Annotated in this window: 11 protein-coding genes and 4 pseudogenes; 6 read left to right on the forward strand and 9 right to left on the reverse strand. The window is 71.9% G+C overall.

What is annotated here, in order from left to right:
- Window positions 1-21: 21 nt before the first annotated feature.
- The gene (locus F9278_RS00780) at window positions 22-1248 is read right to left on the reverse strand and encodes an NAD(P)/FAD-dependent oxidoreductase (protein WP_226966565.1); all 1227 of its coding nucleotides are present in this window, start codon (window positions 1246-1248) and stop codon (window positions 22-24) included.
- A 212-nt stretch (window positions 1249-1460) separates the two neighbouring features.
- On the opposite strand from F9278_RS00780, the gene F9278_RS00785 reads away from it, so the two are divergent.
- Window positions 1461-3314: a serine/threonine-protein kinase gene (locus F9278_RS00785; RefSeq protein WP_152166506.1), complete on the forward strand. Its 1854-nt coding sequence runs from the start codon at window positions 1461-1463 to the stop codon at window positions 3312-3314.
- Here F9278_RS00785 and F9278_RS00790 read toward each other — a convergent pair.
- From F9278_RS00790 to F9278_RS48585, 4 genes and pseudogenes are all read right to left on the reverse strand, one after another.
- The gene (locus F9278_RS00790) at window positions 3257-3553 is read right to left on the reverse strand and encodes a hypothetical protein (RefSeq protein WP_226966566.1); all 297 of its coding nucleotides are present in this window, start codon (window positions 3551-3553) and stop codon (window positions 3257-3259) included. The two genes, F9278_RS00785 and F9278_RS00790, sit on opposite strands and share 58 nt — an antisense overlap.
- Before the next feature lie 90 nt (window positions 3554-3643).
- Complete coding sequence (locus F9278_RS46705; RefSeq protein WP_226967248.1) at window positions 3644-3952, reverse strand: FCD domain-containing protein; 309 nt, start codon at window positions 3950-3952, stop codon at window positions 3644-3646.
- 65 nt (window positions 3953-4017) lie between these two features.
- Window positions 4018-4098, reverse strand: a pseudogene (locus F9278_RS48580) (hypothetical protein); the annotation flags it as partial.
- A gap of 106 nt (window positions 4099-4204) precedes the next feature.
- Window positions 4205-4300: pseudogene (locus F9278_RS48585) on the reverse strand (hypothetical protein); the annotation flags it as partial.
- Here F9278_RS48585 and F9278_RS46720 point away from each other — a divergent pair.
- A pseudogene (locus F9278_RS46720) lies at window positions 4301-4447 on the forward strand (AEC family transporter); the annotation flags it as partial.
- 19 nt (window positions 4448-4466) lie between these two features.
- On the opposite strand, the gene F9278_RS00805 reads toward F9278_RS46720, so the two are convergent.
- Window positions 4467-5093, reverse strand: coding sequence for a class I SAM-dependent methyltransferase (locus F9278_RS00805; RefSeq protein WP_152166507.1), 627 nt, complete (start codon window positions 5091-5093; stop codon window positions 4467-4469).
- A 197-nt stretch (window positions 5094-5290) separates the two neighbouring features.
- Here F9278_RS00805 and F9278_RS46035 point away from each other — a divergent pair, with 197 nt between their 5' ends.
- From F9278_RS46035 to F9278_RS48590, 3 genes and pseudogenes are all read left to right on the forward strand, one after another.
- Window positions 5291-5443: a hypothetical protein gene (locus tag F9278_RS46035; protein ID WP_193241330.1), complete on the forward strand. Its 153-nt coding sequence runs from the start codon at window positions 5291-5293 to the stop codon at window positions 5441-5443.
- 233 nt (window positions 5444-5676) lie between these two features.
- Window positions 5677-7185, forward strand: coding sequence for an MFS transporter (locus F9278_RS00810; protein WP_152166508.1), 1509 nt, complete (start codon window positions 5677-5679; stop codon window positions 7183-7185).
- Between the two features lie 521 nt (window positions 7186-7706).
- Window positions 7707-8405 (forward strand): annotated as a pseudogene (locus F9278_RS48590) (MGH1-like glycoside hydrolase domain-containing protein); the annotation flags it as partial.
- Window positions 8406-8708: 303 nt separating this feature from the next.
- Here F9278_RS48590 and F9278_RS00820 read toward each other — a convergent pair.
- The 3 genes from F9278_RS00820 to F9278_RS00830 form a co-directional block, all read right to left on the reverse strand.
- Window positions 8709-9551 (reverse strand): endonuclease/exonuclease/phosphatase family protein, encoded by an 843-nt coding sequence (locus tag F9278_RS00820; protein ID WP_152166509.1) that lies wholly within the window; start codon window positions 9549-9551, stop codon window positions 8709-8711.
- A gap of 105 nt (window positions 9552-9656) precedes the next feature.
- Window positions 9657-11024, reverse strand: coding sequence for a tryptophanase (locus F9278_RS00825; RefSeq protein WP_152166510.1), 1368 nt, complete (start codon window positions 11022-11024; stop codon window positions 9657-9659).
- A 38-nt stretch (window positions 11025-11062) separates the two neighbouring features.
- Entirely contained in the window at window positions 11063-12280 is a 1218-nt protein-coding gene (locus tag F9278_RS00830; RefSeq protein WP_152166511.1) for a tryptophan dimethylallyltransferase family protein, read from the reverse strand.
- Window positions 12281-12432: 152 nt separating this feature from the next.
- Here F9278_RS00830 and F9278_RS00835 point away from each other — a divergent pair, with 152 nt between their 5' ends.
- The gene (locus F9278_RS00835; protein ID WP_152166512.1) at window positions 12433-15342 is read left to right on the forward strand and encodes an nSTAND1 domain-containing NTPase; all 2910 of its coding nucleotides are present in this window, start codon (window positions 12433-12435) and stop codon (window positions 15340-15342) included.
- The last annotated feature ends 154 nt before the right edge of the window (window positions 15343-15496 follow it).

Raw genomic sequence — 15496 nt, forward strand, 5'->3', positions numbered from 1 at the left:
TCGGCGGCGGCCGCTCATCGGTCAGACACCGCGCGGTCGCACAGCTTCCTCGCGGTCGACGCCGCCGTTGTGGGACGTGCGGGAACCGGCCTTGCGTGCCCCGGACACCAGCTTGTTCAGGGTGAACACGCAGGCGATCTCCTTGACGACGGCCCCGGTGCGCCGGCTGATGCTGAGCGCGTTCACCTTGTCGTTCGGGTAGGAGAACTGGGTGACGCCCTCCTTGCGGCCGAGGCTGAGGCACTGCCCGGCGAAGAACATCCGGACCGGAGCGGGCCTCTTCCCCGCGATCCGGCGCAGGACCGTGTCGGCCGCCGCCGGGCCCAGCTGTACGGCCGCCTGGCAGCTCATCCGGAACGGGTGGTCCGGCATCACGCCCGCGTCCCCGGCGGCGACGATCCGCTCGTCGTCGACGCTGGTCAGTGTCGTGTCGGTGACCAGACGGCCGGCGGCGTCGGTGCGCAGGCCGCTGTGGGCGGCCAGGTCCGGGACACGGAATCCGGCGGTCCATATCGTCACGGCGCTGGGCAGCACCCGGCCGTCCTCCAGCCGTACGGCGTCCTGTGTCACCTCCGTCACCTGGGTGCGGCGGCCTTCGAGGACGGTGACTCCCAGCCTGGCGAGGCGACGGGCGACCGGGCGGCGGACCCGGGCGTGCAGGGAGGGGCCGAGCACCTCGCCGCAGACCAGGGTGACCTTGCGGCCCGTCTCCGCCAGTTCGGCGGCGGTCTCCAGGCCGGTCGGGCCGGCGCCGACCACGGTCACCGGGGCCGACGCGGGTGCCGCGTCCAGCGCCGAGCGCAGGCGTTCCGCCCCTTCGAGGTCCGACACCCAGTGGGCGAACTCCGTCGCTCCGGGCACGCCGGGATCGGCGGCGCCACTGCCCACGGCGTAGACGAGGTAGTCGTAGGGGACCGTGTCACCGCTCGCCAGCGTCACCTGGCGCTCGGCGGCGACGATGAGGGTCGCGGTGTCGACCACCAGCCGGACGTTCCCGCCCATGACCCTGTCATAGGCCTCGGTGGCGTCGTCGGAGCCGGTCACGCGCTGGTGCAGGCGGATCCGTTCGACGAACTCGGGACGCGGATTGATCACGGTCACCGACACACCGGTGCGCCGCGCCAGGCGGTTGGCCGCCGTCACGCCGCCGTACCCGCCGCCGACGACGACCACCTTCACGTTGCCGCTGCCGTTGACGTTGCCGTTGCCGTTGCCGTTGCCGTTGCCGTTGCCGTTGCCGTTCATCATGTCTCCCTCGGTTCTGGACTCGACATGGAGACACCGGCCGCGTGACGGCTGTGACAGCCCTCGGACGAGACGTGGCTCACATCGCCGTTTCCGTCGCCCGGAGACGACGAGCGACCGACGGGGGCGGCGGGGACGGCGGGGACGGCGGTGATCGGATTCGGCCACCAACACCTCCTGCGGGGGCTGTCGGTGGCGGGAACTATGCTCCCGCCATGAACGAGGACGACAGAGGGCCCGGTAGACGAGTCGTCGACGGGCGCTTCGAGTTGGAGACCCGCCTCGGCGGTGGCGGGATGGGGACGGTCTGGCGGGCCAGGGACCTGGTGCTGCACCGGCTCGTGGCCGTCAAGGAGGTCCGCCCGCCCGACCGGGACCTCGCCGAGTACGACCCGGACGGCGCCCGGACGCTGCGCGAGCGGGTGCTGCGGGAGGCGAGGGCCCTGGCCCGCATCGACCATCCGAACGTCGTCACCATCCACCACATAGTCGACGGCGGCGACGGCACCTATCCGTGGATCGTGATGGAGCTGGTCAGCGGCGGCTCGCTGGCCGACCGGCTGGCGCGGGGCCCGATGCCGCCGGCCGAGGCGGCACGGCTGGGCCGGCAGGTGCTGGCCGGGCTGGCCGCCGCGCACGAGGCCGGTATCCAGCACCGCGACGTCAAGCCCGCCAATGTGCTGCTGCGCCCCGACGGGCGTCCCGTCCTCACCGACTTCGGTATCGCCGCGATCCGTGAGACGACCGGTCTGACCGCGACCGGTTCCGTCATCGGTACGCCCGACTTCATGGCGCCGGAGCGCATCTCCGGGCACGAGGGCGGGGCCGCCTCCGACCTGTGGTCGCTGGCGATGATGCTGTACACGGCGGTGGAGGGCCACCACCCGCTGCGCCGGGGCAACACCCTGGCCACCCTCGCAGCGGTCCTCAACGACGACGTCGCGCCTCCGGTGCGCGCCGGCGCGCTGGGCGACGTCCTGATGAGCGTGCTCGTACGGGATCCGGCGGCGCGGCCGTCGGCCGCCGTGCTGGACCGGCGGCTCGCCGAGATCGAGTCGGCTCCGGCCGCTCCGGCGGTGTGGGACGAGCCGACGTCGTACCCGCTGGTTCCGCCGTCCTCCGCCGCGCACCCGGCCGCGCCGCCCTCGGGCGGTTTCACCTCGCCGACCACGTTCGGGCAGGCCGGGGTGCCCGCTTCGCCGCCCGTCGCCCCCGGGGGCGGGCACGGGGACGGGGTCGGGTTCGGCCCTTCCGGGCCGACAAATGCCTTCCCGGCCAAGGGATTCGGGCCGCCGCCCGTACCGGCGCAGCTGGGGCAGGCTCCGTTCCAGCTGACCACCGCGCCCGTGCGAGCGGTACCCCGGCGGGCGCCGCGCCGGGCCGCCCTGCTGAGCGTGGCGGGGGCCTCGCTCGCCGGTGTCCTGGTGCTGCTGTGGTGGCTGCTGCCCCCGGGAGCGGACGCCGACGGCTCGGAGGCGCGCGGCTCGTCGACGGTCTCGCCCTCGGCCTCGGCACCGAAGTCGACCGCGTCGACGCCGAAGTCGACGGCCTCGCGGGCCGGTGACGCCGAGGCGACCGAGGAGCCGACCGAAGAGTCGACGGACGCCGAGACCGGCGACATGCTGACTCCGGACGGCATCCGCACCGCGATCAAGGCGTTCAAGAAGGAGACCGGCCGGAGCATGTTCGGTGACTTCTCGGTCTACCCGGACTTCGTGTCGGCCCAGCTCATGGTCGAGGGCAGTGACACCAAGTACGACACCTACACCTACCGCCCCGGGCAGGGCGTGGAGAAGGGCATCATCAAGGGCACGCTCGCCGGTGGTGAACAGCCCGTCAGCCTCGACGACTTCAACTGGGACAAGGTTCCCGCGCTGCTCAAGGAGGCGGACAAGAAGCTGAACGTCGACGAGCCCGAGAACCGCTATCTGCTGGTGAGACAGCCCAACGACATCTTCGGCACCCCCGCCGGAATGGCCGTCTACCTGAGCGACGAGTACAACCAGTCCGGCTATCTGGAGGCCGACACCGACGGCAAGGTGACCCGTGTGATGCCGGCGGGGGACTGAGCGACCGCCCGGCGGATCGCGCCGAGGAGTTGGTCCACGTCCTCGGGGGTGTGGGAGAAGGCGGTGACGAAGCGGACGACGCCGGGTTCCCAGCGGTCGTGGTAGAAGGCGTACCCCTCGGCCAGGAGGCTTTCGGTGACGTGCTGGGGCAGGCGGCAGAAGAGGATGTTGACCTGTGGTGTCGCGAGGAGGCCGATGTCGGGGATCGTCTTGAGGCCGTCGCCCAGCCGGGTGGCCATCGTGCTGGCCCGGCGGGCGTCGCGCAGCCACAGGTCGTCGGGGAGATGGGCGGCGAGCTGGGCCGTGTGGAAGCGCGTGAGCCGCCGCGCCTAAGGGCGGCCTTCGCGGTCCTCCAGGGCGCCGATGGCGGTGGTGCTGAGGCTGTGGGTGATGTGGTCCCGCATGAGCTGTGCCGCCCGCTCCGCCCGGTGGTCCGCGATGAGGTCGACCAGCCGGTGGTGTTCTTCCAGGTCGCGGGTGCGGGGCTCGTCGCCCGGCGGCAGTTCGAGCCCGAGGCGGCGGTAGCGGTCGGACTTGTCCCAGAGGTCTTCGAGCAGGCGGATGAGGATGTCGTTGTGCGAGGCGCGGTAGACGGTCTCGTGGAAGGCGCGTGTGCCGTGAGCGCTTCCTCGCCCCACTGGCGGGTGACGGGGAGCAGCTTGTCGACCGCGGCCCGCATCGCGGCCAGGTCCGCGTCCGTGCGCCGTACGGCGGCGAGTTCGGCCGCGGTGGGGTCCAGCGAGAGGCGGACTTCGAGGAGTTGGCGGGCCTCGTCGGAGTTCATGGGAGAGACGCGGACGTCGCGGTGGGTGTCGACCTGGAGCAGCCCCTCGCCTGAGGCGCCGGATCGCCTCGCGCAGGGGTGTGATGCTCATGTTGAGGGACTCGGCGAGGTCGTACCGCGCGAGGCGTGAGCCGGCGGGGAGGCTGCCGGAGAGGATCCGGCCGCGCGGCTCCGCGTAGGCGAGATCGCTCTTGGACGTCACCTGGTCGCGGCCCTCCCCGCCGCCCAGAACCGCTACAGCTACGCCTCCCAGTACCGCACGGCCGAACAGCTGGCCCGCGAGTCCGTGCTCCTCTCCACCCTCCTGTCCGTGCCCGCCCTCGTGGTGATCGCGGCCCTCCTCGGCTGAGCGGCTCCCTCGGGCGGAATCAGGCGGTGGCGCGGGAGTGCACGCTCACGGCGTAGCCGCAGCCTTCGCGGTAGGGGGCGCCGCTCCAGGTGGCGTGGCGCCGGCGCAGGGTCAGTCCGGCCTCGGCGCACCAGTGGTCGAAGTCCGGCAGGGTCACCGGCGGTTCCGGCAGCGGGAGGTGCGCCGCGTCGAGTCCCATGCCGGTGACCAGCAGGCCGCCGGGGCGCAGTGCGGCGGCCAGGTGCTGGATGACGGCCGGTTCGGTGCCGGGCGCCAGCAGGGGGATGACGTTTCCGGCGGCGAGCACCAGGTCGAAGCCCGGGGGCAGGTCGAGGGCGTCCAACCGGGCCAGGTCGCCGAGGAGCCATTCCCGCGCGGGCGCTTCGCGGCGGGCGACGGCGAGCATCGAGGGGTCGACGTCCACACCGGTGCAGTGGTGGCCCAGTTCGGCGAGCCGGATCGCGATCCGGCCGGTGCCGCAGCCGGCGTCGAGGATCCGGGCGGCGGGCTCCAGCAGCGCGGTACAGAAGGTGGCCTCGCCGTGGATGTCCTGGCCCGATTCGGCGAGCCGCGCGAACCGTCGGGCGTACTCCTCTCCGGCCTCCCCGCCGGTCAGTTCGGCCCAGCGGTCGCGTTGCCCGGTCATGTTCGGCGTGCCTTCCGGTCGGCCTCGCCCGGCGGGGGCGAGAACGCTGTGAGCGCCGTCGGGCGCCGAGGGACGCGGATCTCGCGGCCCGCTACGAAGGTACACAGGGCGACGCGTGGACAGCGGTCCGGCCGTGCGCTGCTCGGCACCCGTGTCCCGACCGCTCGACGACATGGCCGTCCTCCCTCACCAGGACGGTGTCGGCGTCCGCGAAGCCCGGGGGCACCGACTCGGTGGCGTACGAGCGGGCGGACCCGCTGAAGGACGCGGACTACGTCATCCGTTGCGCGAACAGTGACGGGTCTCCCGCCAACAACATCCAGAAGCTCCTCGTCCTGGGCAAGTCGTGAGCGCGTAAGGGGGACCCAGGAACCGGTGCCCGGCGACGGCACCGGACAGCCCGCTTGACACATGTCAGATTACGGCTAATCTGACATATGTCAGAGCGTTCACGGGAGTGCGATCCGACTGTCGGCTCACCGGTGACCACGCCGACCGGAACAGGTGACGGACCGCGACGAAGCAGCCGTCCCTCCGCGCACCAGCCGACCTCCCCTCGTCCCGCCATTCCTGGAGTTCCGCCATGTCTCACACCGCGACCGACACACCGGACACGCCCGCCGTGTCCGCATCCTCGCCCGCCGACACACCACCCCCGCACCGCTGGTGGATCCTCGCCGTCATCGGTCTGGCCCAGCTCATGGTCGTGCTGGACGCGACGATCGTGAACATCGCCCTGCCCTCGGCCCAGCAGGACCTCGGGTTCTCCGACGGCGACCGCCAATGGGTCGTCACCGCCTACGCCCTCGCCTTCGGTAGCCTTCTCCTGCTCGGCGGACGCATAGCGGACCTCTTCGGCCGCAAGATGACGTTCCTCGTGGGACTGGTCGGCTTCGCCGGTATGTCCGCCCTGGGCGGCGCCGCGGGCAGCTTCGAGATGCTCATCGTCGCCCGCGCCGGGCAGGGTGTGTTCGGCGCGCTCCTCGCGCCGGCCGCGCTGTCCCTGCTGACCGTGACGTTCACCGACGCCAAGGAGCGGGCCAAGGCCTTCGGCGTGTACGGCGCGATCGCCGGGGCCGGCGGTGCCGTCGGTCTGCTGCTCGGCGGGGTGCTGACCGAGTACCTCGACTGGCGCTGGACCCTCTACGTCAACCTGGCCTTCGCCGCAGCCGCGTTCGTCGGCGGGGCGATCCTGCTCCAGCGCACCACCCGCGACAAGACGGCCAAGATCGACGTACCGGGCGCCCTGCTCGTCGGCGGAGGACTGTTCTGCCTGGTCTACGGCTTCGCCAACGCCGAGAGCCACGACTGGGGTTCGCCGCAGACCTGGGGCTTCCTGCTCGCCGGAGGCGTCCTGCTGGCCGCGTTCACCTGGTGGCAGACCAAGGCCGCGCACCCGCTGCTGCCGCTGCGGATCCTCCTCGACCGCAACCGCGCCGCGTCCTTCATCTCCGTACTGATCATCGGCGCCGCCATGTTCGGTGTCTTCCTCTTCCTCACCTACTACCTGCAGCAGACCCTCGGCTACACGCCCATCAAGACCGGCCTGGCGTTCCTGCCGATGATCGCCGCGCTGATGGTGACCTCCACCCTCGCCACCACGTCACTGATCCCCCGGTTCGGCCCCAAGCCGGTCGTGCCGCTGGGCATGGGCATCGCCGCCGTCGGCATGGTCTGGCTCACCGGTCTCGGCCTCGACAGCACCTACGCCGCCCACATCCTGCCCCCGCTGATCGTGGCCGGACTCGGCATGGGTCTGATCATGGCGCCCGCCATGAGCCTGGCCACCGACGGGGTCGCGGCGGAGGACTCCGGCGTCGCCTCGGCCGCCGTCAACACCATGCAGCAGGTCGGCGGTTCCCTCGGTACGGCGCTGCTCAACACCCTGTTCGCCAGCTCCGTCACCTCCTACCTCGAAGGCAGGAACCCCAAGGACCCGATGGTTCTCGCCCAGGCCGGCCTGGAGGGCTACTCCACCGCCTACTGGTGGTCCGCCGCGTTCTTCGTCGCCGGTCTCGTGATCAGCGCCCTGCTCTACCGGCGCGGCGCGCCCGTCCACAACCCCGACGCCGCACCCGTCGTCCACATGTAGAACGCGCCCCACGGCCCCCACGGGGACGACCCCACCGCCACGGCCCGCCGGATGTCCGGCGGGCCGTGGCGGTGCGTCGCTCCGTCGATCCGACCTCTCGACTTCCTCACCGCCCTGTTACTACCGTCGCACAGCATTTCGAACACCGTTCGCAATTTCGAACATTTCGAGCCACCGCATGAGTGCCCAATGGAGAACACCTCTATGCGTCGTCCCCTCAGACGAGCGGTCGTGCGCTGGCCGCCCTGTGCTGTTCGGTGTTGTCCGTCAGCCTGTTGTCGGCCGGCCCGGGTGCGGGGCCCGCGCGGGCCGCCGACGACCCGAACGCGGTCGCGCTGGACAAGGACGCGATCCTCGCCGCCAACCAGCTGGACGAGCGGCAGTGGTACAAGGACGACATCCCGTTCCTCGACACCCCCGACAACGACATCGACGAGGTCTACTACTACCGCTGGAGCACGTTCAAGCGCGCGCTGCGCTACACCGTGCCGGGCACCGGGTACGTGTCGACCGAGTACGACGTGCCGATCGGGTACGCGGGGAACCCGTACACGGCGCTGCCGGACGCGACGGGCCACCACCTGCTGGACGGGCGCTGGCTGCACAACCGCGACTACGCGGGCGACTATCTGGACTTCTGGCTGCGCGGGGCGGGCAACTCGGGGGCGCGGAACTTCAGCGAGTGGATCACCCGTGCCGCGTACCAGCGCTGTCTGGTGACCGGTGACGCCGCGCAGATCAAGTCCGCGCTGCCGCACCTGATCGCGCTCTACAAGCGGTGGGACTCGAACTTCGACACCGACGTCACGGTGAACGGCACGCGGTCCACGAGCGATCTGTTCCACCAGACGCCGCTGTCCGACGCCACGGAGTACACCGAGACGTCGACGCACAGCAGCAACTGGTTCAGCGGCGGCCGGGGTTACCGGCCCACGATCAACGCGTACATGTTCGCCGCGGCCCAGGCGATCAGCAGGATCTCCACGCTGAACGGGGACACGGCGACCGCGAGCGAGTACGACGCGAAGGCCGCGCAGCTGAAGGCCGCCGTGCAGAACTCGCTGTGGGACCCGCAGCGGAACTTCTTCATGCAGGTCTACAACACGGACGGCACCAACGGCACGCTGAAGCAGACCCGGACGACCTGGCGCGAGGCGATGGGGTACGCCCCCTGGGCGTTCAACCTCCCCGACGCGCAGTACTCGTCGGCGTGGAAGTACCTGACCGACGCCAAGCGGTTCAAGGCGCCGTTCGGGCCGACGACGCTGGAGCGGGTGCACGACTTCGAGGCCGAGCAGGCCACCGTCGTCCACGCGAACACCCACAACGCGACGTCCGCGTCCAACGGCAAGTACTCGGGCAGATCGACTACGACGACAGTGCGGTCACCTTCACCGCCGACCATCTGTGGAAGATCACCGCGGAGGACGGGTCCACCCCGTTCACCTCCTGATCGCACGACGTCCGCCGCGGCCCTCCCCGAGGGCCGCGGCGGACCCTTTTTCGGCAGGTCGTGGAAGACCTCAGTCCGGGGCCGGTTCCAGGTCGGCGCGCACCGGATCGTGGTCCGAGTACGCGGAGGGCCGCACGCCTTGTTCACGTGCGGTGACGCCCCGCAGGAAGGTGTAGTCGAACTTGCTCTGCCAGTCGGTGGTCACCTCGCAGTCGCCGTCGGCCGGGGGCCGGCACCCGGGGTCCGCGTCCGTGGCCAGCTCCCACATCGGGGCGAGTTCGGGAGCGTCCGGCACGGCGTTGAAGTCACCGAGGACGACGGCACGGTCGTACCGGGAGACGGCCGAGGCGAGGACCCGGATCTGCCCCTCCCGGACCGACTCCTGACGTCGTTGGGCGAGGTGGGTGTTGAAGACCCGCACGGACCGGCCGCCGACCGTGGTGGTGACGGCCAGATAGCCACGGTCCTCGGAGCCGCCGTCGGGGTATTCCACGCTGACACGGTCCGTCATCGGCGCCGCCGACAGGATCGCCTGACCGAAGCCTCCCGGGCTCCACGGCACTCCCCCGCAGCGGCCCCAGTGCCGCAGGACCGGGCCGTACTCGACGTGGTAGACCAGCCCGTGCAGGCTCTCCAGATACTCCCGGATGCGCTCGACGTCCCGGACGCACGCCTCCTGCAAGCCGATGACCTGGGGCGCGTACGCGGCGATCTCCGCCGCCCGGTCGACGTTGCTCACCTCGCAGGGGTTGCAGATGTTCCACGTCATGACCCGGTTCGGCATGACCTCCCGGTCGGCGTCGGCGGGGAGCGCCCCGGCGAAGAGACCGTCACCGGGGGCGCTGGGGCCGACGAGCACCACGCAGGCCAGGGTCACGGCGCCCGCCAGCCACCGCGTGCCCCTTGCCACCATCGTCGCCTCCTCGCGGGGATCCCGCCCATGTCGTTCGGGTGTGCCCCAGCACGAGACTAAGCGACGAGGCTGTGAGCGACACCGGCTCCCCTCCGTTCCCCTCGGTCACACGTCCACGGGCGCCAGCCTGGAGCGGAACTGACGCAGGAAGGCGGGCTGTTCGGTGATGCGCAGGCCGGGGACGAGGTGGGCGTCCCGGGCCACGCGGGCGAGGGCGCGTCCGACGTGGTCGAAGTGGCCACGGGTGTACGTCCGGCGGGGAATCGCCAGGCGCAGCAGCTCGTACGGCGCGCTGGTGAGCGGGGCACCCTGCTCGTCCTCGGTGCCCAGATAGAGGGAGCCGAGTTCCACACCGCGGATGCCGCCCTCCAGATACAGTCGGCAGGCCAGTGCCTGGCCGGGGAACCGGTGGGGCGGGATGTGCGGCAGCAGCCGGCCGGCGTTGAGGTAGAGGGCGTGCAGGCCGGGTGGCTCCACGATGTCGACGCCGGCCGCCCGTACCAGGTCCGCCAGGTACGCGGTGTCCTCGGCCCTGGCGCGCAGATAGCGGGGGTCGGTGACCTCGTGCAGGCCCCGGGCGACCATGTCCAGGTCACGGCCCGCCAGTCCGCCGTAGGTGGGGAAGCCCTCGGTGGCGATGAGCAGCAGTTCGCAGCGCCGGGCCAGTTCGGTGTCGTGCAGGCCCAGGAAGCCGCCGATGTGGGCGATGCCGTCCTTCTTCGCGCTCATCACACAGCCGTCGGCGAGCCGGAACGCGGCCTCGGCGACCTGCCGGGGGCTGTGTTCGCGGTGGGCGGGCTCCCGCTGGGTGACGAGCCAGGCGTTCTCCGCGAACCGTGCCGCGTCCAGGATGAGCGGCACACCGTGCTCCCGGCACAGCGCGGAGGTCAGCGTCAGATTGGCCATGGACACCGGCTGGCCCCCGCCGCCGTTGTTGGTGAGCGTCATGATCACCGCGCCGACGCGGGCGCCGTCCGGCCCGTCCAGGACGGCCTTGAGACGGGTGGTGTCGATGTTCCCCTTGAACGGCTCGGCGCTGTCCAGGTCCGCCGCCTCGGGGCACGGCAGGTCCCAGGCCTCGCCCCCGCACAGGGCGACGTTGGCCCGCAGGGTGTCGAAGTGCGTGTTGCTCAGGAAGAGTTTGCCGGGGCCGAGGAGCGTGGCCGTCAGGAGCCGCTCGGCCGCGCGTCCCTGGTGCACGGGCAGGATGTGCGGGTAGCCGGTCAACTCCCGCACGGTGTCGTGGAAGCGGTGGAAGGAGCGTGACCCGGCGTAGGACTCGTCGCCGTCCATCGCGGCGGCCAGTTGGGCGGCGGACAGCGCGCCGGTTCCCGAGTCGGTGAGCAGGTCGACGGTGACCTCGTCGGCGCGCAGGTCGAAGAGGTTGTGGTGGACGCGGGCGAGCGCGGCCTGCCGCTGCTCGCGGGTGGTGACCGGGATCGGCTCGACGACCTTGATCCGGTACGGCTCCATGGTGTCGGTGTCCTTTCGGGGTGTTCGGGGGTGCGGTCTCAGTCGGTGGGTGAGGTGTCTCCCCGGGGCGGGAGGACGCCGTACGCCTCGGAGGAGAGGTAGACGGTGATACGCGGGGCCCGTCCGCGCGCCTGGACGAGGCTCAGGTAGGAGATGAGGCCGCGCCCGGCGGTCAGCGGCCGGGTGGTGAGCGCGGCGAGGGCGCGGTCGAGCGGGGCGTCGGCCACGCCGTACTGGCGCAGGAGCCGCACGGCGTGGTCGCGGGCCTCCTCGTCGTCGCGGACACAGGCGCGGACGGGGACGTAGAGGGTGTGGCCGGTGGGCCGACCGGTGTCGGTGCCCGTGAACGAGTAGCCGGAGATGAGGGGCAGCCCGGCGAAGGGCCCGTCCCCGCCGATCCGGCGGCACACGTCCGCCACACGCTCCGGAGAGGCCCCGGGCACCAGGCGGGCCGCGTCCGCCGCGTCGGCGGCGGTGGCGTGGTGGTGGACGACGTAGACCTTCACCCGGGGTTCGGCCCACGGGCCCACGTCCAGGGCGAAGAACATGAGGCCGGCCCGTTCGGGGAAGCGCGGCTCCAGGTGCCGTCGTACGGGCTCGAAGGCGGGTGCGTGGCCGAGCCTCGCCATGGCCTCGGCGACGGTCTCCAGGCTCCGCTCGGCGCCCCGCGCGCCCGGGTTGAGATACAGCTTGAGTCCCGGTGGGCCGTCCGGCCGCAGGTCGAGGGCGCACCACAGGGTCAGCGGTCCGTGCGGCGCCGGCGGCAGGAAGAGGTCGGTGATCCGGGTCAACCCCTGCAGCCCGACCCCCCATTGGGCCGCCAGCCGCCCGACTGCCGCCCAGGCCGTCCGGGCGTTGTCCGGCAGGGCCCGGACGGCGCAGCCCGGGTCGGCCAGCACCCGCAGGACCGGAGCGGCGCCGACGGGGAAGGTCAGTGAGAACTCCACCGGCGTGTGGTCGTCGGCGACGAACGACGGCGAGGGCGGCGGGGCGGCCAGGGGCCGAGCGGCGGCCGGGCCCAGCAGTTCGGACAGCACCCGCTGATGGGCGATCCGGCGCCGCGCGTCGATCCCGACGACATCGCACAGCCGTCCCAACTGCCCGGCGGTGAATCCTCCCAGCCGTAGGGGGTCCGTGAGTGAGGCGGGCTCCGTGACCGGATCGGGGTCCGGCGGGGGCGGCGGGTCCGCCGGTGGGGGCGGGGTGCCCGCGGCCCTGCCCGGCCATCCGGCGCAGTGCCGTGTGCAGGCGTTCATGTGGTCCTCCCGATCGGTTGTGGGGATTCCGGTCCTCCGTGCGGGACCTGACGCACCGTTTGTAGCCGCGTCGCGTTGTTCACGATCGGTGGGCTGGCGCTGAACAAACGCATGGTGAACAATCCCGAACGGCTCGGGGGAGGTGCGTGCAGGTGCCACGTGGAGAACGCCCGCTGGAGGCGGAGGGCGGTCCGCTGCTGGAATTCGCCGCGCGATTGAGGAAGTTGCGGGAACAGGCCGGAGGTCCCACTTACCGGGACCTCGCCCGGCGGGCGCACTATTCCATCGCCGCGCTCTCCGCTGCCGCCGCCGGACGTCAACTGCCCACGCTGGCCGTCACCCTCGCATACGTCCGCGCCTGCGGCGGCGACGAGCGGGAATGGGAGCTGATCTGGCGCAGGACGGCAGCGGAATGCTCCACCGGAACCGGAGCCGGAGCCGGAGCCGGATCGGGAACCGTGATCGAGACCGGGGGCGAATCCCGGGACAAGGTTTCCGCGCCCTATGCCGGTCTGGCTTCCTTTCAGCAGTCGGACGCCGACACTTTCTTCGGCCGTGAAAGACTCACCACCCGGATCGTCGAACACCTGAATGCGAAAAGATTCCTTGTTCTGTTCGGGGCTTCCGGGTCCGGGAAATCATCGGTGTTACGCGCCGGAGTGCTCCCCCGATTCCCGGGTGATCCGGCGCTAGTTCTCACGCCCGGTGCGCACCCTTTGGAGGAATGCGCGATCCAGCTGGCGGCCCGCGCCCGTCTCACCCCGGGCTCGGTGTACACCGAACTCGCCGCGGAGCCGCGCGCCCTGCACCGCGTGGTGCGCCAGATCCTGGCCGGTTCGCCGGACCCGGCGGCCGAACTCATCGTCGTCGTGGACCAGTTCGAGGAGGTGTTCACCCTCTGCCAGGACGCGGCGGAACGTGACGCCTTCGTCGCCGCCCTGCTGCACGCCGCGCGCACCCCCGACAGCCGGTGCCGTGTCGTGCTGGCCGTGCGGTCCGACTTCTACACGCACTGCACCCGGCTGCCCGCCCTCGTCGACGCGCTTGCCGACGCCCATCTGCCGGTCGGCCCGATGACGCTCGACGAGCTGCGGGCGGCGATCGTACGGCCCGCCGCCCGCGCGCGGCTGACGGTCGAGGGCGCCCTGCTCGCCGCCCTCACCGCCGACGCCCACGGCCGTCCCGGCGCGCTGCCCCTGCTCTCGCACGCGCTCCTGGAGACCTGGCACCGCCGGCGCGGCAACGCCCTCACCCTCGCCGGGTTCCAGGCGGCGGGCGGCTTCGAGGGCGCCCTCGCCCAGACCGCCGAGGCCTTCCACTCCGGCCTCAGTGACAGCCAGCGGAACATCACCCGCCGGCTCTTCCTGCGGCTCATCGCCCTCGGCGACGGCACCGAGGACACCAAACGCCGTGTGCCGCGCGGCGAACTCGACGACACCCCCGACACCGCTCTCGTCCTCGAACAGGCCACCCGGGCACGGCTGCTGACCGTCGACCGCGACCATGTGGAGATCACCCACGAGGCCCTGATCCGCTGCTGGCCCCGTCTGGGCCGCTGGCTGGGCGAGGACCGGGACCGGCTGCGGCTGCACCGCGCGCTCACCGAGGCCACCGCCGTCTGGGAATCCCTGGACCGCGATCCCGACACCCTCTACCGGGGCATGCGTCTCGCCTCCGCGAGGGACCTTCCCGACGAGGCGCTGACGGTCCGCGAGCGTGCCTTCCTCGCCGCCGGTGAGACGGCGGAACGGGCACATGCGCTGCGCGCCCGCCACCACATCCGCCGGCTGCGCCGGCTCGTCGCGGCGCTGGTCGCCCTGCTCGTCTGTGCCACGACCGCCGTCGGCTTCGCGGTGCGCTCCCAGCGGACCGTCACCGAGCAGCGCAACCACGCCCTCGCCCTCAAGGCGGCCGACACCTCCTCCGCCCTGCGCACCCGCGACCGCCCCCTCGCCGCCCAACTCGCGCTGGCCGCGTACCGGTTGGACTCCGGCCGAGCCACCCGCGACAGTCTGCTCAGCGTCGCCCCGCGCACCCTGACCCGGCGCGTGCACGCCACCGCCGTCACCCCGGACGGCCGGACGCTGGCCACCGCCCGTGACGACGGCGGCCTCAGCCTGTGGAATCTGACCGATCCCCGGCGCCCCGCGCTCCTGGGCGAGAACCGCCGACGCCCCGACAGTTTCCACACCCTGGTCTTCGGCCCCCGCGGCGAAACGCTGGCCGGTCTCAGCCAGGACGGCGAGATCAGGCTCTGGGACACGGCCGACCCCGGACACCCGCGCCTGGTGTCGACCACCCCGACCCGTCACACCGAACTGGTCTTCTCCCTGGCCATGAGCCCGGACGGCCGCACACTCGCCACCGGCAGCTACGACGACACCGTCCGGCTGTGGAGCATCGCCGACCCGGCCCGCCCCCGCCTGCTGAACTCCCTGACCGGTCACCGGCTCAACGTCAAACCGGTCGCCTTCAGCGCCGACGGCACCACCCTGGCCTCCGGCTCCGACGACCGCACCGTCCGCCTGTGGGACGTCACCGATCCACGCGACGCGCCGACGATCGCCGTCCTCGAAGGCCACGACAACTTCGTCTCCGCGCTCGCCTACAGCCGGGACGGCCGGACGCTCGTCTCCGGCAGCGACGACCACACCGCGCTCCTGTGGAACGTCGCCGATCCGCGCCGCCACCGGCGCCTCGGCCGCCTCCACGGCCACACCGATGTGATCACCTCCGTGGAGTTCACCCCCGACAGCCGCCTCGCCGTCACGGCCGGACTCGACGGCACGACACGTGTGTGGGGTACGGCCGACGGCCCGCTCCCCACCGAACGGGCCACCCTCACCGGCCTGTCGGGAGGACTCGCGACCGCCGTCCCCCTCCCCACCCACGACGCCGTCGTCACCCTGAGCAACGACCACACCGTCGAGATCTGGGACACCGACCCCGTCCGGGCACGGACCCACGCCTGCGCCCAGGTGCGTACCCCCCTCACGGCCGCCCAGTGGGCACGCCACTTCCCCGACCTCGCGTACGACCCGCCCTGCGACGACCCCACCTGAACCGGCCCCTCCGGTGGCAGAACGGGGCTGTGATCGGCATCACGTGCGACAACCGGGTTTCGGGCCCAACGAGGTTCCACGGAAAGGGAGTTGGACATGGCGGCGGAGAACATCGACGAGGTCGTGGACGGGCTTGCCGGGGTCGTGCGGGAGG

Origin of the sequence: Streptomyces phaeolivaceus, assembly GCF_009184865.1 — a bacterium.
Classification (GTDB): domain Bacteria; phylum Actinomycetota; class Actinomycetes; order Streptomycetales; family Streptomycetaceae; genus Streptomyces; species Streptomyces phaeolivaceus.

Bases quoted from the DNA above. Each gene is read 5' to 3' on its own strand.
- F9278_RS00780 (WP_226966565.1), bottom strand. From the start codon at position 1,248: ATGATGAACGGCAACGGCAACGGCAACGGCAACGGCAACGGCAACGGC.
- F9278_RS00785 (WP_152166506.1), top strand. From the start codon at position 1,461: ATGAACGAGGACGACAGAGGGCCCGGTAGACGAGTCGTCGACGGGCGC.
- F9278_RS00790 (WP_226966566.1), bottom strand. From the start codon at position 3,553: ATGGCCACCCGGCTGGGCGACGGCCTCAAGACGATCCCCGACATCGGC.
- F9278_RS00805 (WP_152166507.1), bottom strand. From the start codon at position 5,093: ATGACCGGGCAACGCGACCGCTGGGCCGAACTGACCGGCGGGGAGGCC.
- F9278_RS00810 (WP_152166508.1), top strand. From the start codon at position 5,677: ATGTCTCACACCGCGACCGACACACCGGACACGCCCGCCGTGTCCGCA.
- F9278_RS00820 (WP_152166509.1), bottom strand. From the start codon at position 9,551: ATGGTGGCAAGGGGCACGCGGTGGCTGGCGGGCGCCGTGACCCTGGCC.
- F9278_RS00825 (WP_152166510.1), bottom strand. From the start codon at position 11,024: ATGGAGCCGTACCGGATCAAGGTCGTCGAGCCGATCCCGGTCACCACC.
- F9278_RS00830 (WP_152166511.1), bottom strand. From the start codon at position 12,280: ATGAACGCCTGCACACGGCACTGCGCCGGATGGCCGGGCAGGGCCGCG.